19 protein-coding genes and 1 pseudogene are annotated in these 22809 nt (G+C 34.0%); 19 read left to right on the top strand and 1 reads right to left on the bottom strand.

Annotated elements, in window-relative coordinates; translation table 11 throughout:
* Positions 1-9: 9 nt before the first annotated feature.
* The 19 genes and pseudogenes from BLP68_RS07910 to BLP68_RS07820 all read left to right on the top strand — a co-directional run bounded on the left by BLP68_RS07910 (position 10) and on the right by BLP68_RS07820 (position 21924).
* Positions 10-1611, top strand: a complete 1602-nt coding sequence (locus BLP68_RS07910) for an O-antigen ligase family protein (RefSeq protein WP_091542132.1) — start codon at positions 10-12, stop codon at positions 1609-1611.
* Positions 1604-2677, top strand: coding sequence for a glycosyltransferase (locus BLP68_RS07905; RefSeq protein ID WP_091542130.1), 1074 nt, complete (start codon positions 1604-1606; stop codon positions 2675-2677). Before BLP68_RS07910 ends, BLP68_RS07905 begins: the two co-directional genes overlap by 8 nt.
* A gap of 138 nt (positions 2678-2815) precedes the next feature.
* Positions 2816-3871, top strand: a complete 1056-nt coding sequence (locus BLP68_RS07900) for a GNAT family N-acetyltransferase (protein ID WP_091542127.1) — start codon at positions 2816-2818, stop codon at positions 3869-3871.
* Positions 3872-3884: 13 nt separating this feature from the next.
* Positions 3885-4796: a PIG-L deacetylase family protein gene (locus BLP68_RS07895; RefSeq protein WP_176758921.1), complete on the top strand. Its 912-nt coding sequence runs from the start codon at positions 3885-3887 to the stop codon at positions 4794-4796.
* Positions 4797-4902: 106 nt separating this feature from the next.
* On the top strand, positions 4903-5394 hold the full coding sequence (locus tag BLP68_RS07890) for a hypothetical protein (protein WP_091542121.1): 492 nt from the start codon (positions 4903-4905) through the stop codon (positions 5392-5394).
* 107 nt (positions 5395-5501) lie between these two features.
* The gene (locus BLP68_RS07885; RefSeq protein WP_091542118.1) at positions 5502-6638 is read left to right on the top strand and encodes a glycosyltransferase; all 1137 of its coding nucleotides are present in this window, start codon (positions 5502-5504) and stop codon (positions 6636-6638) included.
* Entirely contained in the window at positions 6635-7129 is a 495-nt protein-coding gene (locus tag BLP68_RS07880) for a DUF4330 domain-containing protein (RefSeq protein WP_091542114.1), read from the top strand. The genes BLP68_RS07885 and BLP68_RS07880 overlap by 4 nt, the downstream gene beginning before the upstream one ends.
* A gap of 42 nt (positions 7130-7171) precedes the next feature.
* Entirely contained in the window at positions 7172-8260 is a 1089-nt protein-coding gene (gene csaB / locus BLP68_RS07875) for a polysaccharide pyruvyl transferase CsaB (protein ID WP_091542110.1), read from the top strand.
* A gap of 1 nt (position 8261) precedes the next feature.
* Positions 8262-8981, top strand: coding sequence for a WecB/TagA/CpsF family glycosyltransferase (locus BLP68_RS07870; protein WP_091542109.1), 720 nt, complete (start codon positions 8262-8264; stop codon positions 8979-8981).
* Positions 8982-9009: 28 nt separating this feature from the next.
* Complete coding sequence (locus BLP68_RS07865) at positions 9010-9882, top strand: YitT family protein (RefSeq protein WP_176758920.1); 873 nt, start codon at positions 9010-9012, stop codon at positions 9880-9882.
* 75 nt (positions 9883-9957) lie between these two features.
* Positions 9958-10779: a transketolase gene (locus tag BLP68_RS07860; RefSeq protein ID WP_091542106.1), complete on the top strand. Its 822-nt coding sequence runs from the start codon at positions 9958-9960 to the stop codon at positions 10777-10779.
* Complete coding sequence (locus BLP68_RS07855; protein WP_091542103.1) at positions 10779-11705, top strand: transketolase family protein; 927 nt, start codon at positions 10779-10781, stop codon at positions 11703-11705. The genes BLP68_RS07860 and BLP68_RS07855 overlap by 1 nt, the downstream gene beginning before the upstream one ends.
* Positions 11706-11892: 187 nt before the next feature.
* Positions 11893-12174: a hypothetical protein gene (locus BLP68_RS07850; RefSeq protein ID WP_091542100.1), complete on the top strand. Its 282-nt coding sequence runs from the start codon at positions 11893-11895 to the stop codon at positions 12172-12174.
* 19 nt (positions 12175-12193) lie between these two features.
* The gene (locus tag BLP68_RS07845; RefSeq protein WP_091542097.1) at positions 12194-13141 is read left to right on the top strand and encodes a hypothetical protein; all 948 of its coding nucleotides are present in this window, start codon (positions 12194-12196) and stop codon (positions 13139-13141) included.
* A gap of 868 nt (positions 13142-14009) precedes the next feature.
* Positions 14010-14293 (top strand): annotated as a pseudogene (locus BLP68_RS22375) (transketolase C-terminal domain-containing protein); the annotation flags it as partial.
* 49 nt (positions 14294-14342) lie between these two features.
* Positions 14343-14930: a protease complex subunit PrcB family protein gene (locus BLP68_RS07835; RefSeq protein WP_242876941.1), complete on the top strand. Its 588-nt coding sequence runs from the start codon at positions 14343-14345 to the stop codon at positions 14928-14930.
* A 190-nt stretch (positions 14931-15120) separates the two neighbouring features.
* Complete coding sequence (locus BLP68_RS07830) at positions 15121-17940, top strand: phosphodiester glycosidase family protein (RefSeq protein WP_176758919.1); 2820 nt, start codon at positions 15121-15123, stop codon at positions 17938-17940.
* Positions 17941-18185: 245 nt separating this feature from the next.
* Positions 18186-19364, top strand: coding sequence for a LysM peptidoglycan-binding domain-containing protein (locus BLP68_RS07825; RefSeq protein ID WP_091542092.1), 1179 nt, complete (start codon positions 18186-18188; stop codon positions 19362-19364).
* Positions 19365-19521: 157 nt separating this feature from the next.
* A complete protein-coding gene (locus tag BLP68_RS07820; protein WP_091542090.1) occupies positions 19522-21924 on the top strand; it encodes a Lon protease family protein in 2403 nt (800 codons plus the stop codon).
* Positions 21925-22116: 192 nt separating this feature from the next.
* On the opposite strand, the gene BLP68_RS07815 is transcribed toward BLP68_RS07820, so the two are convergent.
* Positions 22117-22689 (bottom strand): 5-formyltetrahydrofolate cyclo-ligase, encoded by a 573-nt coding sequence (locus tag BLP68_RS07815; protein WP_091542087.1) that lies wholly within the window; start codon positions 22687-22689, stop codon positions 22117-22119.
* Positions 22690-22809: the final 120 nt, after the last annotated feature.

Here is a 22809-nt window from a genome sequence, read left to right as displayed (position 1 = left end):
AGTAAAAATATGGAGAATAGTATAATAATTAAATCCTTTGCAGTTCTATATATGTTTTTTACAGAGAGCATGGCCTATAAATTCATGGAAAAACTAAGAAACTTTTGTGGCGTAGCAATCAAGAATAGCATGTTCTATAGAAGTATTATAAAAGATTATCGATTTTTTCAGGCCTGGCGTGCTAGCTTTGTAGGAACAATATTTTATAGGACCTGCTTGTATATATGGAAAATTGCTAAAAGTATTGTAAAGACCATAAAAAGGACAGCTCCTATAAGTTGGTCCTATAAAATATTTTGTATACCATATGAAATTTTAAATAAAACTGTCGTTAGGAGCTATAGCATCCTGACCTTATCAGTAATGCTATTGATATTGTCCAACAATTCATTGTTGCAATTGTTAGGACTTGCTTACGTTGTATATTATTCTTTTTTCAAAATTGAAAGGGGAATATACACAGTAGCATTTATAATCCCCTTTACAAATTCTACAAATTTAACTCTGCTGGCTTTAGGTTTACTTGTTAGCTTTGTATTTAATAATATTAAAGTTAAATCATTAAAGGTAGAACCATTTTTCCTTTTATTCTTTGCATTTCTTTTGTTATCTGTGGTAACTTCTCCTTTTCGGGGAAGTAGTTTGAGGACACTAACATTATATGGAAGCGGAATTATATTTGGTTATATCTTAATATTTGCATTAGACAATAGACAAAAGCTGATGAATTTTTTGAAGGCTAATGTTTTTGCAGCTGTTTTTCAGAGTGTATATGCTATTTTACAATATAGATTTAATATTTCCATGGGAGGTACATGGGTAGACTTAGAGCAATTTGGTGAAATAACCACGAGAGCAATGGGAACCTTAGGAAATCCTAATGTACTTGCAAAATATTTAGTTATAACAATTATGATGGGTATAATTATCATGCTAACAGAGTATAAAGTAAATAATCGTATTTTATATGGTCTATGCAACTTGTTAATTGCCACTGGACTAATTCTATCCCTCTCAAGGGGAGGGTGGTTAGCCTTTATCTTTGCGGTGGTGGTTATGGCACTATTAATAGATAAAAGATTAATTTTTCTTATGGCGGTTTTAGGAATAGGAGTACTCTTTTTGTCCCCAGACCTATTATTAAGAAGATTAGGATCCGTTACTAATTTACAGGACACTTCAAATGCCTATCGAATTTCTATATGGATTGGAACAATAGACCTAATTAGATATAACTGGTTAAGAGGCACAGGACTGGGACTTCCTGCATTTTCGTATATGTATCAATATTTTGTTTATGGAAGTGCATTAGCTGTCCATTCTCATAATCTAATTCTACAAATTGCTGCAGAACTTGGTATACTTGGCTTAGGGTCCTTTATGTTAATGCTGGCTGCTCTAATAAAATGGTCAATTCTATCTGCTACTAAGATGAAAGAAAATAAGAATAAGTTTATTGTTTATGGATTATTAGCAGCAATAGCTGGACATATGTTACATGGGTTCGTAGATTATGTATGGTATGATCCAAGAATATTATTTGCATTTTGGATGCTATTGGGTGCAACAATCTGTAGTGTGACAATAGGACAGGAGGAGAGCCGTGGTTAAAGTAATACATGTTATTTCTGATCACAATTTTGGTGGGGCAGGACAATATCTAATGAGTATTTTAAAGTACAGCAATCGACAGGAATTTGATGTTCAGGTGATCTGCCATGGAAAGGGTCAGCTATATCATAAATTAGTTAAGGAAACAAATATAAAGATACATTTAGCTTCAGAAACCATTGGGCCAAAAAGCTTTGATCCTAAGCTATTTATTAAAATATTAAAAATACTAAACAATGAAAAGCCCCAAATACTTCATGTCCATGCTAGTTTAGCAGGTAGGCTGGCTGCAAAGTTACTTGGTATAAAAATAGTTATGACAAAACATTGGAAGCAAAACCCTGGCAACAGACAACTAATAAAACTGATGTCGAAAGGATTAACTAATAAAATTATTGCAATTTCAGATGCTGTTGCAGTCTCTTTAGTAAAGGCAGGAGTACCGGACAAATTCATAAAGGTTATCCACAACGGCATTGATGTAGAAAGCTTCCAAAGCTTATCAGAGGTTGATATGAGGGAGGAGCTAAAAATTAAGACTCCAATAGTTATTGGAATGGTTGCTAGACTAGAGGCTGAGAAGGATCATAAAACCTTTTTAAAAGCTGCAAAGCTAGTATTAGACAATACCCGTGATGTGACCTTTATAGTTGCAGGAAAAGGGTCTATGGAAAGTGAATTAAAAGAATATGGTAGAGAACTTAAAATAGATAAAAATGTTATATTTACAGGCTTTGTTGAAAATATAAATGAATTAATTAATATTCTAGATATATCTGTACTAACCTCTGTTAATGAAGCCTTTGGATTAGTGCTGGCGGAGGGTATGATTCTTGAAAAGCCAATTGTTGCAACAAGTCTTGATAGCATACAAGAGGTGGTTGGAGAGGCTGGACTATATTTCACCCCAGGTGATGCAGAAGGATTAGCTAACAAAATGCTTAAGCTTATAACAAATGATGATATGAGGCTACAGCTAGGAAAGCAGGGGAAGGATAGGGTGTTAAAATTTTTTGATTCTAGGGTTATGGTTAAAAAATTAGAAGATACCTATAGGGTTCTTTAATTTGTTGAATAAGTCAATCAAACTCTAGCATTTTAAAATTTTAGATTCGTGATCAATTACAGCGCCCTGTGCTCTAAACTATATTATTAGTTATTAAGTGATGTATAGGTGTATTCTATAAAGAATAGAGGGAAAAAGATGTCCTTAGTTCGAGAGTATAAAATTGGTGATGAAAATCAAATACTGGAGCTATTCAATAGTACCTTTAATATGAATAGAAGTATGGAGCATTGGTACTGGAAATTTAGAGATAATCCTTTTAATACTTCAATCATAGCTTTGGCAGAGGAGGATAAACACATTATTGGACAATGTACCCTTCTGCCCTCACTGATGAAAATTGGTGATCATAATATAATGGGGGGGCAATCCATCGATGCAATGATCCATAAAAATCATCGTAGAAGGGGATATTATGAAAAACTATCCCTTTACTCCTATGAATTAGGAATGGAAAGAAATATCCCTTTTAGATATAGCTTCCCAAGCCCCTCCACCTTAGAGGGGATTATTAGAAAATTGGGTGGCACTTTAGTATGTAATATACCTGTATATATTCAAATTTATAATGTTAATTCCTTTGCCTCAATATTTATAAAAAATCAAGGATTAGCAAGGCTCTTATCTCAACCATTAACAGCCTTTCTTAAAATAATTAAAAGAAGTAAGATAAAGAAAAGGCTAACATATGATATTAAAAAGGTAAATGAATTTGATAGCAGCTTTGATGAGCTATGGGACAAATATAAAGATATGTATTCTAATCTATCAATACGCAGTAGCAATTATTTAAATTGGAGAATTAGAAATCATCCGGATATTGAATATCAAGTATTTAGTGCTACAGAAAATAATCTAAAGGGTTATATTGTATTAAAAATTGAAGAAAAAAAAGTTAAAGGTAAGTACCTTATGAAGGTGGGAACTATTGTAGATTTGGTCGCATTGGATATTGAAACTATTGATCAATTACTATATCAGGCTACTGAATATTTTAATGAAAACAAGGTTGACTTTGCTTCAGCATGGGGGCTAGACCACATGTCACATACAAAAGAATTAAAAAAGGCAGGATTTATCAAATCAAGGGGATGTATTCCCTTTGCAGTAAAGTCATTTGATGAGAAGCTAAGTCAAGAATTATATAAAAAAAATAACTGGTATCTGATGCCAATTGAAACCGATACCTATTAAAGGAATGAGGAAGATGGCAAAGCGTATTATAAAGGCAATACTAAAATATCCACTAACTTTGATGAACCATATAGTATTATGGAGCTATTATCGATGGAGTAGTAGAAGGGTAATAGTCAAAGAAAATATGTTTCAAATTAATAGTTGCAAGGTATTGGTTTTAGCCCCCCATGTGGATGATGAAACAATTGGTCTGGGAGGGACACTTATTAAGCATGCTGAGAAGGGAAGCTCCATCCATTGTGTATATATAACCGATGGGAGCGGCAGTAATACAGAGTTACCTAAAGAACAGATTATAAGAGCTAGAAAAGAGGAAGCAAAAAGAATACAAGATCAAATCGGTATTAAGGAAATATACTTTATGGAAGAGCCAGATGGTAGTATACAGCCATCAGAAGAGCTACAAAGGCGCCTTTATGATATTTTAGATATGGTAAATCCCGAAATTATTTATGCACCCTTTTTAATAGATGCCCATAGTGATCATGTGGAAACTACCAGAAATTTTATTAGTGTATTAAACAAATGGAATCCTAATTTTAGTAACTTATATATGTATGAAATAAACTGCCCTATAATTCCGAGGCTAATAAATGAGGTTTCTATCCTGGATGAAGAACAACTACAGCAAAAAATTAAGCTTATGGAGGAATTTAAGACTCAAGAATCTATGGCTTTTGATGGATTTATACTATTGAATCGCATGAAGGGGCAGCTGGTAAAAGATAACAGTGCAGCAGAAATCTTCATAAAGGCTAATCTTCAGCAAATTCAAGAAGCCGATAAAATTCTTATAAAAGAAGGTTTTTCATATAAGCAGTTTAGACAGCTTAGTAATAGATATAATCTTCTGCTAGGATTTTTACAGGGGTATTATAAAAAATTAAACTATAGTAAAAAGCTTGAAAATGTAATTAAATAGAAACATAGCTGTAAAATGAAAATCTTTAATTATATTAAATAGTATAGTATAATAATAAAAACAAATGGTCTTATTTGAACTGACGATAAATCAAGGAGGAGTACATATGCTGAATACTCAAAGAAAACGGATATCTACCTCTATTCTAGTTATAGGGTTTTTGCTATTAATAGCACAAATTGTTTATGGAAACCAAGCAGAGCCTGGATCAACTGAAGATCCTTTAGTAACACAATCATATGTTGAACAAAGAATAGAGCAGTTCAAATTTTATGTTGACCAAAGGCTAGCCAATGTCAGTGGAGGAACAAGTGAGCAAGGTGAAAGCAGTAGTACTTTTCAACTTGTGGAATTGAAAAATGGTGAAAGTCTTATTACTGGACAAGGTACAGAGCTAATATTAAGAAGTGGAAAAGCATTAGCTGTTGTTAGTGAACTGGGTGGATTATCAAATGTTACAAATGGTAATGATATAGGAAAGGATCAAGCTATACCAACAAACCACTTGTTGATAATTCCAAGAGATGATGGTAGAGGAGTTAAGGCTACCTCCGATGCTATATTAATGGTTAAGGGATCTTATACTATTCAGAAATAAAGTGGTTACTTGATAACCTATAGGACTTCCCGCAATAGAAATATGGAAGTCTTTTTTTAATAAAAATCAGACAGTGATTATATGAGTATAGAAGGAGCGTTTACTTTATGAAGAAATTAAAAATCCTTCTACCAACAACTGGACTGGATATTGGTGGAGCGGAAACCCATGTTACAGAACTGGCAAAGCAGCTAAAGGAAATGGGTCATCAACCTATAGTTATGTCTAGTGGAGGTATTTATGTCGAGGAGTTAAAAAACTATGACATAAGTCATGTAGAATGTCCATTAAATAGTAAAAGTCCTATGGATATCATTGCTTCCATTAATGGCTTTAATAATGCTGTGAAAATATATCAACCAGATATTATTCATACACATGGAAGAATAGCTGCTCTTATTTCTAAATTAGTTAGTTTAAGATTTAAAATACCCTTTATGTCAACTTCCCATGCGCTGTTTACCTATAGATGGCCCTTGAAGCACTTAACTTTTTGGGGAGACGAGATAATAGCAATAAGTAATGATGCCAAGCAGCATCTAATAAGGCATTTCGATGTTGATGCCGACAAAATAACAGTTATAACCAATGGCATCAATATGAAAAGGTTTCATCCCGATGCAGACCACCATGAAATAGAAAAGGAGCTTGCCTTAAGAAAAACCAGCAAAAAGGTTGTTTATATCAGCAGATTAACAGGGCCATTGGTGGACATTGCAAATATGGTGGTGGATATTGCTCCAAAGCTAAAAAATCACTTTAAAGATATAGAAATAATTATCGTTGGAGATGGAGAGGGTTTAAACAGTATAAAGCAACATGCTGAGGGAATAGAAAACAATAAGCATTATATTAAAATTATAGGCAAAAGAACTGATATACCAAACATACTTAATATGGCTGATGTAGTTATAGCAGTTGGTAGAACAGCAATAGAGGCTATGGCTATGGAAAAATCAATTATTCTTGCAGGTGGAGAAGGCTATTTAGGAATACTCACAGAAGATAAATTTCATTTGGCTCAGGAAACAAATTTTACAGGACGTAATATTGGGATAATTGAATCAGATAGTCAGTTATTTGAAGATGTTAAACAAATTCTAGAATTACCTAAAAATGATGTGAAGGACCGGGGAAGTTTTTTTCGAAAGAAAGTAATGGAATTATATTCTGTGGAGGAAATGGCACGTCAAACTGTAGAGGTGTATCATAAATTGCTGAGGGTACGAGGTGATAAAAGATGAAGCTAATAGATAATAAGGGAAGAATTTTTGGAAAAATTAATATATTTGATATACTAATTATAATAGTATTAATATTTGGCTTGTCATGGGGATATCAACGGTATACCAACAATCAACCAGTAGCTATTTCAGAGCAATCTGAGGTACTAGTTCAAATCTTTATCCATGATGTGAGAAATGTTACTACTAATGCTATCCAAGAAGGTGATCGACTTCATTTCTCAGAAAACCACCAATTTTTTGGTGAAATAGTTGATAAACAGGTTACTGCAGCGGAAAAGCTTGTAGAGACAGAGGACGGTAAAATAGTGAAGTCACAAATTCCTGGCAAATATGATATGCTTATTACAGTGAAGGGCTTTGGTACTATAACCAATAGAAGTATTATCATAGGCTCAAGAGAAATTCGTGTAGGAATGCCTTTAAAGGTTTACACTAATCTATATGAGGTTAATACAACAGTATTTGTTGTTGAAGATCAAGCACAATAACTGACTAAAGAAAACTTCATGTGGGGAGAGGAAGAGTAGCTGATGAAAGTCTTTTTATTTGGCTATTATGGTTTTCAGAACACTGGAGATGAGGCCATACTAGAGGTTATAGTTGAACAATTAAAACAAAGCTCCTGTGATATTGAAATTACTGCCCTAAGCTATAAGGCTAAGGAAACAGAAGAGAAATATCATATTAGAGCTGTTAGTAGAAATGATTTTAGTAAAATAATACGTGCTATTAAAGAGGCTGATGTTGTAATTAGTGGAGGGGGCTCTGTTCTTCAGGATGTAACCAGTAGCCGTTCATTAATGTACTATTTGGCTATAATTTATATAGCAAAAAAGATGGGTAAAAAAGTTATGTTTTATGGAAATGGCTTTGGACCCATCAATAAAGCCATAAACAAAAAAATGTCTGCTTATATTATAAATCAGGTTGATGCCATTACTGTTAGAGACTTTCAAGCTAAAGAGCTGATGAAATCAATTGGTGTAAATAAAAACATTATTGTTACAGCAGATGTTACCTTTAGTATGGAATTGCTAGATAAAAAAAATATCGACTTGATACTTGAAAGTGAAGAACTACTTACTGATAAAAAGCTAATAGGTATTTCAGTTCGGAGCTGGAAGGATGAAAATAAATATAAACAGATAGTAGCAAAAATTGCAGACTACCTAAATAAGATGAATTACCAAATTGTTTTTATTCCAATGCAATACCCCGATGATGTTAAAATATCTTTAGAAATAGTAGAATTAATGGAAACTAGTGGGAAGGTTATAGAAAAGCCATACTTACCGAAGGAAATATTAAGCATTATCAGTAGGTTTGATCTACTGATTGGAATGAGACTTCATTCCTTAGTTTTTGCAGCTATTGCATTAGTACCAATGGTTGGTTTAGAATATGATCCCAAGATTAATAGCTTTCTAAAAATAGCTGGACAGCAGAGCGGTGGTAATGTTAAGGACTTAGATTTTATACATTTATGTACTACAATAGAAGGTGTCTTGAATAATAAGGAGAGCTATTCAGGAAAGCTACAGAAAATTAAAGAAAGCATGAAGCATAAATCAGAAATGAATAGAGAAGTATTAATGGATATTTTTAAAGAGGGTGAATAACTTGAAAAGGGTTGAAATATTGAATGTTCCAATTCATGCTGTAAGCCAACATGAGGCAGTGGAAGCTCTTATTGGCTTTTTAAACCAAGATAAGCTTATGAAGGTCTACACACCTAATCCAGAAATAGTTATGTTGGCTCAAGCAGATGAAGGGCTATTGAATATATTGAAAGATGGAGATTTAGTTGTACCTGATGGGATTGGGCTAATTATGGCTTCAAAACTAAAGGGATTAGGTCTAAAGGAACGTGTAACAGGTGTAGATTTAACCCATAGGTTATTAAGCTATTGTGGGAATAGCAAAAAATCAGTATTTATTCTTGGTGGTAAACCTGACGTACCGGAAAAAGCGGCAGAAAATATTGAAAATAAATATAATGGAATAAAAATAGCAGGTACCCAGCATGGGTATTTTAAACAAGAGGAAAATGAAGAAATAATAAATAGCATAAACAGCTCAAAGGCTGATGTGCTATTTGTCTGCTTAGGTGCTCCAAGACAGGAAATCTGGATTGATGATAATAAGGATAAATTAAACTGTAGAATAGCTATTGGACTTGGCGGTGGCGTAGATATATATGCCGGTACTGCCAAAAGAGCACCTATGGCTTATCAAAAATTAGGGTTAGAATGGTTTTATAGGTTAATGAAAGAGCCTAAGAGATATAAGAGAATGCTTCTTCTCCCTAAATTTCTAGTTGAATTTTTAATTAAAGGATAGTTGTATAGAAATAGGGGGTATAGTAATAATGGTGATAAGCAAAAAAAACAAAACAATTATGGAATATATAGGGATTACTATAGGATGTGCCTTAATGGCTATTAGTCTTATTTTCTTTCTAGAACCAAATACCATTGCACCAGGAGGTGTTACTGGCCTTGCTATATTAATTCAAAAAATCACAGGAATCCCGATTGATGTTACAAATTTGCTGTTTAACATACCATTATTTATTACAGGAATTTATGTGCTTGGTAAACTTTTTGGTATTAAGACAGCCTATGCAACCATTGCTTTATCAGGCTTTATCAGGCTGTTTATTATTTTATTTGGCAGTGGAGCCATGATAACAGGCGACTTATTGTTATCTAGTATTTATGGAGGAGTAATAATGGGGGTTGGCCTAGGCTTGGTTTTTTTATATGGAGGAACAACTGGTGGTACTGATTTGGCCGGTGCCATATTAAATCACTACTTTCCTTCAATTAGCACAGCTAAGCTGATGATGGTATTAGATTTAATTATTGTTGCTGCTGCAGGTTTGGTGGAAAAAAATATTGAAACCTCATTATATTCCATTATCGCCTTGTACATATTAGTAAAAGTAGCTGATTTTATAGTTGAGGGTCTTGGATACGGAAAAGCCTTCTACATTATTTCAAATAGTCCTAATGAAATCGCAAAAAAAATAATGGAAGAGCTGGGAAGGGGAGTAACTGCCCTAGAAGGAAAAGGCTTGTATACTGGAACTAAACGGGATATACTATTATGTGTTGTAAATAGAGCTCAGGTGGCAAAGCTTAAGAAGCTGGTTCATGAAATTGATGATAAGGCCTTTATTATGGTAACTACAATCCATGAGGTACTAGGTGAAGGCTTTAAAGAAATAAATAAAACTTAACAGTCCCATCATCGAATAATAGGGGTATTGTAAAATCAAGAAATTTAAATAACCGTCAGGAGGTAGAAAAAAAGAATGAAAATGAATGAGTCATTAAAGAAAACGGCAACTTCAATTCGAAAAAGTATTATAGAGATGTTGGCAGAGTCAGGTTCTGGGCATCCCGGAGGCTCCTTATCAACAGCAGATATTTTAACCGTGCTTTATTTTCATGTAATGAAAACAGATCCTCAGAACCCCAAATGGGAAGACCGAGATCGATTTGTTCTTTCAAAGGGACATGGTGCCCCTGTATTATATGCAACCTTAGTGGAAAAAGGATTTTTTCCAAAGGAGGAGCTTTTAAAACTAAGAAAAATAGATGCTATGCTTCAAGGACATCCAGATATGAAGGGTACTCCAGGGGTTGAAATGTCTACTGGCTCATTGGGGCAAGGTTTCTCTGCCTCCTGTGGAATGGCAATTGCCAATAAACTTGATAAAAGAGACTCAAGGGTATATGCTTTGCTGGGTGATGGAGAGCTTCAAGAGGGTCTTGTTTGGGAGGCAGCAATGGCAGCAGCTCACTTCAAGCTTGACAATTTAACAGCCATAATTGATTATAATGGACTTCAAATAGATGGACCAAATGAAGAGGTTATGGGGATAAATCCCTTGGCTGACAAGTTTAAGGCCTTCAATTGGAATGTCATTGAATGTGATGGACATGATTTTGAGGAACTGATTAAAGCCTTTGAAGAAGCAAAAAATACTAAAAACAGTCCAACTGTAATTATTGCTAAAACTGTTAAAGGAAAAGGCGTTTCTTTTATGGAAAATCAGGTTGGATGGCATGGTAATGCTCCCAAAAAAGAAGAAGCAGAAAAAGCATTGGAAGAACTGGGAGGTGTATTATAATGACAATTAAAATTGCCACTAGAGATGCATACGGTGATGCTTTAATAGAGCTTGGCAAAGAAAATCCAAATGTTGTAGTATTAGATGCTGATTTATCAAAATCTACAAAAACCCATGGATTTAGCAAAGAATTTCCAGATCGTTTTTTTAATGTTGGAATTGCAGAACAAAATTTAATTGGTATGGCAGCAGGCTTAGCAACTGCTGGCAAAATCCCATTTGCTAGCACCTTTGCAATGTTTGCCACAGGTAGAGCCTTCGAAATTATCCGTAATTCAGTAGCCTATCCTAAATTGAATGTGAAAATCTGTGCAACTCATTCTGGCCTAACAGTAGGAGAAGATGGAGCTTCCCATCAGTCCCTAGAGGATATCGCCTGCATGCGGGCTATACCTAATATGACTGTAATTGTGCCAGCAGATGGTATTGAGGCAAAAAAGGCTATATTTGCAGTGGCTGAAAAGAATGGTCCTGTGTATGTTCGATTAGGAAGACCCAATGTACCAGTGATAAATGATGAAGATTATCAATTTGAAATTGGCAAGGGAGTTACATTAAAGGATGGAAATGATATAACAATTATTGCAACAGGCATCATGGTAAGTAAAGCCCTAGAGGCAAGTGAAGCATTAGCCCAAGAAGGAATTAATGCAAGGGTAATTAACATACATACAATAAAACCCATTGATGAAGAGCTAATAATCAAAGCTGCTAAGGAAACCGGTAAAATAGTAACTGTAGAAGAGCATAACATAATTGGAGGATTAGGCTCTGCTGTTGCAGAGGTTATTTCTGAAAACTGTCCTGTTCCTCTAAAGAGAATTGGAACTGCCGATACCTTTGGTGAGTCTGGTAAACCAGATGAGCTGTTGGAGAAGTATGGATTGACAGCAGAGGCTATAGCAAAGGCTGTTAAAGGAATGTAAAATAGTAAATAAGAAAATAATATAATTATGCAACAAACCCCTCCCTTTAAAAAGAGAGGGGTTTGTTTTGGTTAAATGAAACTTCAGAAATTACCATAAATGTAATTGAATTGTAATGAAATAAATATCAAAATATGACAAATTTTGTATATTTGCTCTGATAATATAATAAAGAACAGGAATTAAAATGAAAAAAATGACTAGAAAACTTGTTGCTCTGTTTATAATGCTCATGTTGGTATCGTCTATTGGGACCTCATTTGCATATGCAGCCCCAACAGATGATTCAAGTATCGTGAAGGAGCCTAACGAAAGCATTTCAGATGATTCAATCATTGTGGAAGATCCTTACGGAGACTTTATTGGGGAGATGTCTTATGAGGAATATCTGTTTTATCTATATGGCGAAGAAATGATAGTACCCTATAGTATCCCTGGAGTTGTAGAACATAAGATGCTGATTATTTGATTCATTCAAGGAGGGAACTATGAAAAGATTTTTTATCGGAATCACAGTGATCGTAATCCTTTTTGCAGTCTGGATAGTGATCGGGCAGTCAAATTCAAAGGCAAAAGTAACAGCCCAATATCGGGATGGCAGAATCACAACCCAAGTGAAGACAACGGGCATCCATAATATTGCATCTACAATATTTCGATATAAGACACATTTTCTTGATCAGTATATCAATGTAGACCCATGGGTAGTAACCTATACATTCCCCAACAGGGATGAAACCCATATCTATGAGGTGCCTGCGGATTTATTTGGAGGAAAAAAAGATGACCTGGAAGTGGAAGTTGCGGTGACTTATCAGGACGGAACAGAAGAAATATTGGGAAATGTTATCCTAAAGGATATGAAGAAGCAGGTATATGATGATTTTGTCCTTGAACCTGAATTTGAAGAAGGGTTTGTTTATTATCATGCCAATGGGTTAACAGCGGTGATTGCTCAGAATGCATACGATGAAGATATTATATTTTATTCCTATCCTAACAGTTCATCTCTTTCAGTAGGCTTTCAAAAATATTATGCGCTCTATCCCTTGAAGAACTATGGGGTGATATCAGAAGAAGCTTTGAGTGAGGATTTCTTAGGATTTGAGCCTGTTAATGCTTTTATCAATGTTTCAGGGGAGGAAATGTATATTGTAGTAGAACACAGTATGATTGATTTAAGGTGGGATGGGTTTTATCCTTATGACAGCGAAGGAAATGAAGTGATTTATGAAGGTAAAGCAGGAGAAAATATCAATTTGGTAAGGAATGGTGAATTAGTCGATATTTCTAAAGCCAGTCATGAAAAATATAGGCAGATGGTAAGCAGAATCCCAGATATTAGATTTCTTATAACATCTTTATACGAGTGGAAAGGGACAAAGGGACAGAAACCTTCAATGTCGTCAACTATTAATCTTAGCTTTTTCAAGTAATACCTACAGAGGTTTTAAACAACTCTACAAAGGCTGGACAAAAGATTTTCTGCCTAGCTTCTGAAAAAGCTTGCTTTGTTTAGAATTTATTATTTAACAACATTTTTTTTACACATAAAAAATCAGCTCCAAGTCAGAAAGTATAGAAAGTATAGAAAATATCTATGAATCTGATTGTGAAGCCGATTCGTTATAGTACTCAATTTCAGTTAGATTAATAGATTGTAGAGAATAGGTGGAATAAACATGAAAAATATGTGTAGTAGAAAACGTTTATTTTTCTAGTTTGTTTATATTGTATTATATTAATTGTCCTTATAGGATGTTCACAAAAGAGAAGGATTGTTCTTGACTTTGATTCTGAAGATGTTCAATATCTTGAACTGTTCAGATACACTAATCCATATGAAGCTAAAAAATATGTTATAACAGACAGAAGTAAAATAGAGCGAGTAACAAGTTTATTCACTCGTTTAGAATATAAGGATAATAAAGACCGAAGAGAATATGAAGATCCAATCACAAGCTTTCGTTTTCATCTAGAAAATGGCTGTACTTTTGATATCATCTACATTGGTTTAGGAGTAAAGAATGGAATTATTAAGTCTCCCAATCATTTTGATTATAAAACCATAGCTGATATAGGAGGGGTTGGATCAAGCCTTATTGATGAAGATACATATGTAGAACAAGTTGAAAAGGACGAATTACCTTATTACGAAGATAATTAACAAACCAAGGGGACAGGGTTGTAATATTGTTAACTTAAGATAATCGAATAAAAATCCGTAATTTTTTACAAAAATACTTGAAAATTCAATGCTTTTTATTTTCAGCAACTCAAGGAAAGGGACATTGTCCCTTTACGAGGGTAATTAACATACATACAATAAAACCCATTTATGAGAGCTAATAATCAAAGCTGCTAAGGAAACCGGTAAAATAGTTACTGTAGAAGAGCATAACATAATTGGAGGCTTAGGCTCTGCTGTTGCAGAGGTTATTTCTGAAAACTGTCCTGTTCCTCTAAAGAGAATTGGAACTGCCGATACATTCGGTGAATCTGGGAAACCAGATGAGCTATTGGAGAAATACGGATTGACAGTCGAAGCCATAGTAGATGCATCCAAGGCAATTGTAGCAGAAAAATAATTTAATTATATAAGCCTTCTCATGAATAAAACCATGAGGGGGTTTTTTTATGAATTCTTTATTATTTCTTACCCATACCCTTGAATATTTTACTGATTATAGGAATAAACATAAATTGAAGCTTATAGAGAATAGATATGTAATAGAAGGGGTGAGAAATATGAATAAGGGGATAAAACTACCGAAATTTCCAAAGGTAAACTGGAAACTGATTATAGCAGTACTTATTCTAATAGTATTTGTAGCAATTGTTATTAAAGTTGTACCAAGATTTTTTGCTGGCGATGATAAAGTAGGGTTTGTAATTGTAGAAGGTCAAGAAATACCTGAAAAGATTCAAGAAATCCTACCAAGATACAGAATGCTGGAAAGAGCTCTTGCAATAAAGATTGATGAAGATGTCTACGTTGTTGTGACGAGAGGCGAAAAACTTACTGGTGGTTATTCTGTAGATATTGACAAAATGACTTTGATAAAGGAAAAAGACGATACCATACTAACAGTCTATGCATTATTTAAAGATCCAAGGCCAGATGAGCTAGTTCCACAGGTTATATCTTATCCATATACAGTGGCTAAAACAAATCTTAAGGAGCTACCAAAGAAGATTAGCTTGCAAGTAGATTATATTGATTAAAACATAGAATCAAGCTAATACAGCAAAAACAGAGAAATGGTGCAGTTCTTAAAAAATTGTGCCATTTTTTATTTATTTTTCTTCATGGAAATGTAATCTCTCTGTAATAGACATTTAATATAGATTATATATAATGAGATTAGCAATATATGTAATTATATGTAATTCAACATCTTGGGAGGAGTGTCTTATGTTTAGAAGAAGAAATACTTATTTAAGTCGATTCTTATTGTGTCTAATGATTATTGTTTTATTGTCGGCAACAGTATATGGTAATGAAGCAACAGTTGAAAAGGTTGAAACAGAAAGGCTTGCACATGGTGTAACCTACCAGAACATTCTTAGATTCAATAAAAATGGTTGGTTAAATGCTAATGTATTATTTGTAGATTTAACTGATAATAGTACAGAACTAAAAATACTTAAAAGTGAAAATGGCCTATCTACTAGGGAGACTCTTTCATCAATGGTTAATAAGGATGAACAGGTTATAGGGGCAATAAATGGCGATTTCTTCTTTATGAATACACCTGCTGGTTCACCAACGGGTGCCATTGTAGAAGACGGGAAAATGGTTAGTAGCCCAGTAATAGGTGAAAATTTAGCCAACTTCTATATTAATAATGATGGTTTAGCCTTTGCTGATTATTGGGATTATGAAATTTACATAACAACAGATAAAGGTGACAAAATTGAACTAGGTTCTATAAATAAATATAGGTGGATGTATCAAGAAATCCTTTTAATTGATAAAAACTGGGGAAAAACTTCAGTAGGTGCTACAGAAGCCCTGAAGGATATGGTTGAAGTTGTTGTAATAGATGATGTTGTAACAGAGATAAGAAGAGGACAACCAGCTATAGAAATACCAGAAGATGGATACATATTACTATCAGCAGGCCCCAAAATGAGAGACCTATTGAAATTACAGATTGGTACAGAAATTAAGGTGCACACTGATATTAAGCCTAATATTGAAAATATAAATCTGGCTATGGGTGGTGGAACAGTACTAGTTAAAGATGGAAAGGTGGCATCTTTTACGCAAAATGTATCTGGAAATCATCCGAGAACAGCAATAGGAATAACAAAAGACCGTAAACAGTTAATACTAATAACAGTTGATGGTAGACATGCTTCCTTTAAAGGTGTAGATGGACAACAACTTGCTAAACTGTTAATTGAGCTTGGGAGTCATGAAGCCATTATTATGGATGGTGGAGGTTCAACCACTATGACTACTAGAAGCATTGGAGATCAAACATCCCGTGTTGTAAATTATCCATCCGATGGATCCCAAAGAAGAATAACAAATGCTCTTGCAGTTGCCTCTAAAATGCCTGCAGGCTCCGTATATGGAATAATAGCAGAGTCTGAAAATAACAATGTTATTGTGGGAACATCAAGAGGAATAATACTAAAGGGCTATGATATGTATTTTAACCCATTAAAAATCAACCTGGATGAAGTAAATTATTCAATAAAATCAGGTGGTGGAAGGGTAGAGAATAATCGATTTATATCAGATATTGCTGGTGAGACAGTTGTTACTATTGACTATAGAGGTGTAACTACAGATATTACATTTAATGTTATAGGTCCCGATGATCTATCGCATATTGAAATAACGCCAAGAACTGTTCGTTTAAACCACAATGGAAGCACGAATTTCTTTATTACTGGAGTAACAGATTTAGGCTATAGAGTACCTATATTCGCCGGTGATGTTAAGTTTAGTGATACAAATAATCTTGGTACCTTCAATGGTGGAAGATTTACAGCAGGATCAAAAACTGGTGAAACTATAATCGAAGCATCTTTTGGTGGTAGTACTGTTAATAGCGTTGCATTGGTTGGAAGCAGTCAACAAATATTAGATGATTTTGAAGATATAAGAGGAAACTTTACAAGGTATCCCAACGAGGTTGGTGGTTCTATAAAATTATCAAATGATGCCTATAGAGGGTCCTACTCATTAAATCTTGAATATGATTTTAGTACAACAGACGCTACAAGAGCAGCATATATTGACTATAGTAATGGTGGATTAAAAATCAACGGAAAGCCAGAAAGAATTGGAGTTTGGGTTCATTCATCAGAAGTAGCTCCCCATTGGATTCGAACAAGAATTGTTGATGCTAAAGGCGATCACCACGTTCTTGATTTAGTAAAGGAAATAAATTGGACTGGCTGGAAATATATTGAAGCCAGGGTACCAACCGCTGTTTCATATCCCATAGCAGTTGATAGACTTTATGTAGTGGAAACAGATGCTAGCCAAAAACAAGTTGGAAGCTTATTATTTGATGATCTCCAGGCAGTTTATCAGCTACCTTTTACCATGACCGATAAGCTTATAACTCCACCGGCTATAAAGGATAAAGCAAATAGACCTGCTGAAACAGAAGGAACAAAGCTTTTTATTCATTCGGGCATTAAGTTCTCTAAGGAAACTCTTCTAGATAGAATGATATCTAATAGAGTTATAGAACAAGCTAATTCAAAGTCTCAATATACATTATTCACAAGTTCAGTTAATACTAATGTTTTAGATAAGATTACTACTCCATTTATTGAAGCGAAGCAAGGATACTCAGCTAAGGAATTTGAGAATAACCTGATTCTTAAAATGGATAATACAAAAAATGGATTTAGACAAACAAACTTTGATCAATGGCCATGGCTAATTAAGCAATTAGAAACAACTAAAAAGGAGAATATTTTTATAGTAGTACCTACACCAATATGGGGCGATAAGGGCTTTTCAGATGCATTGGAATTAAAGCTCTTTACAGATGCTTTAACTGCTGAAGCTGAAAAAGGTAAAAATGTATATGTGTTATATGGTGGGCCTGAGGTTGAAGTGCGAGTTATGGATGGTGTTCGCTACATTTCAGCAGGAAGCTATGATAGCAGTACAAATAAAAGTCCAGCAGAAAGCTTTCAGTATATTGAATTTAACATTAATGACAATGATGTTACTTATCAAATAAAACCATTATTTCAATAAAGCTAAAATCCAATAATTAGCAAATTGAAATGAGCAATAAAAAAATTAAAGATTTTTCTAATAACCCGGCTAACTAGAATAGCTGGGTTTTTGTTGCTGATGGTTATTAATTAGAATTACCCACTGATGCTATTTACTCCATACAATACCTTGACAACCATTTTTTACATCAAGGAATTTTGGAACTTTTCAAGAAATTGTGTATAGATAGGTTTATTAATAGAATTACATAAGGGGGACTTAAAATGAATAATAAACTTAGGAAATGGATTGTTGGTACTACACTGGTGACAAGTATATTCTCTGTTTCGACTATTTCTACCTTTGGTAATCAAGAGGTGCATTTGGTGTCAAATGGAGATACTTTGTGGAAAATCTCTCAAAAATACAATATTACAATGAATGACATTTATCGGCTTAATCCGAAATATAACAATGATTCAACTCTTTTTGTAGGTGATAAAGTTAATATATCATCGTCACAAAGTCATGTAGTGGTAAAGGGAGATACACCATGGAAAATTAGCCAAGCCTATAAGGTAGACTTAAACCAATTATTAAGGATAAATGGTTTAAGCTCCAATTCCGAAATATATCCTGGTCAAAGAATCCTTATTCCCAGCTCTACAAACAACAATAATGGCTGGAGCTACACAGTTGTAAGGAATGACACTCCTTGGACTATAAGCCAAAAATTTAGTGTATCATTCAGTAACCTACTGGCAATGAATGGTCTAAAAGAAGGTGATCACATTTATGTCGGGCAGAAAATTTTAGTACCAAATGAAACAGTAAAAAAACCAGTACAAAACACATTACCTACAGCAAATAAAAAAAGCTTCATTACTCATACTGTAGTTAGAGGGGATGACTTATGGAATATATCAATAAAATATGGAATACCCTTTCATGAACTATTACAGGTTAATGGCTTAAGAGATAACCATGTTATAAATATTGGAGATAAGCTTACTGTACCTGTATATGAGATAGCCATTAAGGAAACGCCGGGGCCACAATATGGTGAATTGCTGGATTGGTGGACAGAAGCTCAATATGTTTTACCCATTGGAAAGGTTTTTGATGTAGTAGATTTCAATACAGGGAAAAAGTGGACAATGAAAAGAACTATAGGTGCAAATCATGCTGATGTCGAGCCACTTACAAGCAGAGATGCTGCAATAATGAAAGAAGTATGGGGTGGAAGCTATAGCTGGAACCGTAGACCAGTTATTGTAGAGATAGATAATAGAAGACTTGCCGCCTCTGCCAGCTCTATGCCCCATGATATTCAATATATAAATAATAATAATTTTAGTGGACATGCAGACCTATACTTTGGTAATAGTACAAGGCATGTTGATGGAAAAGCAGATTCTCTGCATCAATCAAATATCGAAATTGCTGCTGGAATAAAAAAATAAATCTATTGAAAAGACACTTCTGTAAGCCTTGCCCTTGCAGGAGTGTATTTTATTTATGTCAATTGAAGGAGTCTTATAAAATAAAAAACACTGTATTTTTTAATTAAAAGAAAATAAAATAGGTATATATGAAGTAAGTACTAAAGGGGGGAGCAAAATGATTAATCAATTGCGATTAGCACCAGAAAGATTGACAAGTCCATGTAAAATTGAAGGTTTTGATTTTAATACTACAGCTGACTTAAAGCCATTAAAGGGAATCATTGGTCAAGACCGTGCAGTTGAAGCCTTAGACTTTGGATTAAGAATGAAAAAAAAGGGCTATAACATTTATATTGCTGGATTAAGTGGAACTGGTAGAAGCAGCTATGCAAATTCAATAACTGAAAAGCTAGCTGAAGAAATGCCTATTCCAGACGATTGGGTATATGTTTATAACTTTAAGAATCCAGATAAGCCAAAGGCTCTTAATATGGAGGCAGGCTTAGCAATACAATTTAAGAAGGAAATTGAGGGTGTAATTGAGCAGCTAAGGAAAGAAATACCAGTAGCCTTCCTCGGTGCAGAATATGAAACACAAAAAAATGAAGTTTTTCGAGAATTTCAAGAGTTAAATCAAAACATTATTCTGAAACTAAATGATAAGGCAAAACAATTTGGCTTTATATTTAAGGAATCTGAGCAGGGATTGGTTACAGTACCGTTGATAGAAGGTAGACCGATGAAACAGGAGGAGTATTCCAGTCTACCTATTTCAGAAATGGAAAGATTAAGAGAACAATCAAATCAATTAAGTTTAGAAACAATTGAAATTTTTAATCAATTGAAGGGTTTAGAGGAGGAGATGCGACTCCGTATTAGAAAGCTGGATGAAGATATAGGGTATAGCGTTATCAATTACTTCATAAAAAAGCTTCTACAAAGATATGGGCATCGCGATAACATTGTGGAATATATTAATCAGATTGAACAGGATGTTGTTGATAATATATCAAAATTCAATAAAGTTAATAATGAAGATGAAGCACAACAGCTTCTAATGATGCAAATGAAAAATGATGAGAATTTTTTTAATAGATATAAGGTGAATCTTTTCATTAATAATTCAGAACTAAAGCATGCACCTATTATAAATGAAGCAAATCCCACCTTTGCTAATATTTTAGGAGCCATAGAGTATCGTAATGAGATGGGTGCATTAAAGACAGATTTCACTCAAATTAAAGCAGGAGCACTTCATACAGCTAATGGAGGTTTTTTAATTCTTAATATAAAAGAGGTTTTGTCTCAGCCCTATGCGTGGGAATCCTTGAAGAGGGCATTAAAAACTGGTGAAATAAACATTGAATCCTTGAGTAAAAACATGGGTTATATTGTAACCTCAACCATAAAGCCAGAAGCTATTCCTCTAAATCTAAAGGTAATTTTAATTGGCGATTCATATATGTACAGGATGCTATATGAAATGGATGAAGACTTCAGAAAACTTTTCAAAATTATGGCTGATTTTGATATTGAAATGTCAAAGGATAAGGAAAATATATATCGAATGGCAATGTTTATTGCAAAGCATTGTCAGAAAGAAGATATGAAACATTTCGACAAGACTGCTGTTGCACGGATGATGGAATATAGCTCCAGATTAGCAGATCACCAAGAAAAGCTAACCTCTCGTTTTAATCAATTTGTAGAAGTTCTATATGAGGCAGAAGCATGGGCAGAGGTAAACAATCATGAATATGTTACAAAGGAAGATGTAGAAAAGGCAATTCAGCAAAAAATCTATAGAAATAGTAAATATGAAGAGAAGCTTAATGAAATGTTTAAGGAAGGCAACCTGCTTTTGGACGTTGATGGTGAAAAAATAGGGCAAATTAATGGCTTGGTGGTAATGGGCAATGGTGAATATAGCTTTGGTAAACCCAGTCGAATCACTGTGTCTACTTATCAAGGCAAACCTGGAATAATTAACATTGAAAGAGAAGTTAGGAAAAGTGGGAGCATACATGATAAGGGAGTTCTTATCCTAAGTGGATACCTTGGTTGTAAGTTTGCCCAAGAACAACCAATGTCACTATCTGTAAGCATAAGCTTTGAGCAAAACTATTCTATGATCGATGGAGACAGCGCTTCAAGTACGGAGCTATATGCTATACTATCAAGTATTGCAGAGGTACCAATTAGACAAGATATGGCTGTTACAGGCTCCGTTAATCAAAAAGGAGAAATACAACCGATTGGTGGGGTTAATGAAAAAATTGAAGGTTTTTTTGATGTTTGTAAGTTTAAAGGATTAACAGGTAATCAGGGGGTTATTATTCCAAAGCAAAACATCAAAAATCTAATGCTAAAGCAGGATGTAATCGACGCTGTCAAAAATAATGAATTTCATATATATGCTATTGGACATGTAGATGAAGGGATTGAGATTTTAACGGGTATCCCAGCAGGTATAAAGGATGACGCCGGTAGGTATCCTGAAGGGAGCATTAACTATCTTGTAGCTAAAAAGCTTAATCAGATATATCAAAAAGAAAAGGAATCTAAACTAAAAGAATAAAAGTAAAACTAAGTATTAAAAAAGCTTTATAAGGTTGAAGGTTAATGTTGAATGTTAAATGTTGAATGAGAAAAAAAAATACAATTATAGGGGCGGACGATTCTTATGTCCGCCCGTTACTAATTATAAATAAGAAACCTTTCGTTTTAATGTTCTATCATTTCAATTTTCAACTTTAAATTTTCAATTTAATCATTCCTTCGATGCTTTAATAAATCTTTTTTCTGTGATAATATACTTAACTGGAATGTCATAATCATCATTAGGCACAGATTCCACCATTTGCATTTCAAATGCCAATGACACAGTAGTTACCTGTGGCAGGCCAGATAGAAACCTATCATAGTAGCCAGCACCATATCCAATACGGTAACCCCTCTCATCAAATACCAATCCAGGTACAATAATTAAATCAAGAATTGTTGGAGACACAAGCCTGAGGGCTTCTTTTTTTGGCTCCAATACCCCAAAGTGCCCTAACTCAAGGTCATTATGATAATCCTTTATCTCACAAACAGATAATTCCTTTGTTTTGGGGTTTGTTAATGGAACAAAGACTCTTTTATTCTTCAAAAATAAATCCTGAATTATTTCATAGGTATTTACTTCATTGCGGAAAGATACAAAAAGCATCACATTATGGGCATCCTTATAGAAGTCTGATTCAAATAGAGTCTTAATAATTAATTTACTATTACTATCAACAAAATTCGATGATAATGCTTCTCTTTTATTTAAGATGGTTTTTCTTAGTGAGTCCTTCATAATCTTAATAACCTCCTGACATTACTTTGTAATGTAATTGTAACAGAATTTTGGTAATCAATTCAATTGAATTCACATGTCGACTATTGTTATAATAGAAAAGTGATATTATATAAGAAA

This window comes from Alkaliphilus peptidifermentans DSM 18978, from assembly GCF_900101495.1.
GTDB lineage: Bacteria > Bacillota > Clostridia > Peptostreptococcales > Natronincolaceae > Alkaliphilus_C > Alkaliphilus_C peptidifermentans.
The sequence above is the reverse complement of the archived record's forward strand: the minus strand, read 5'-3'. Positions and strand labels throughout refer to the sequence as shown.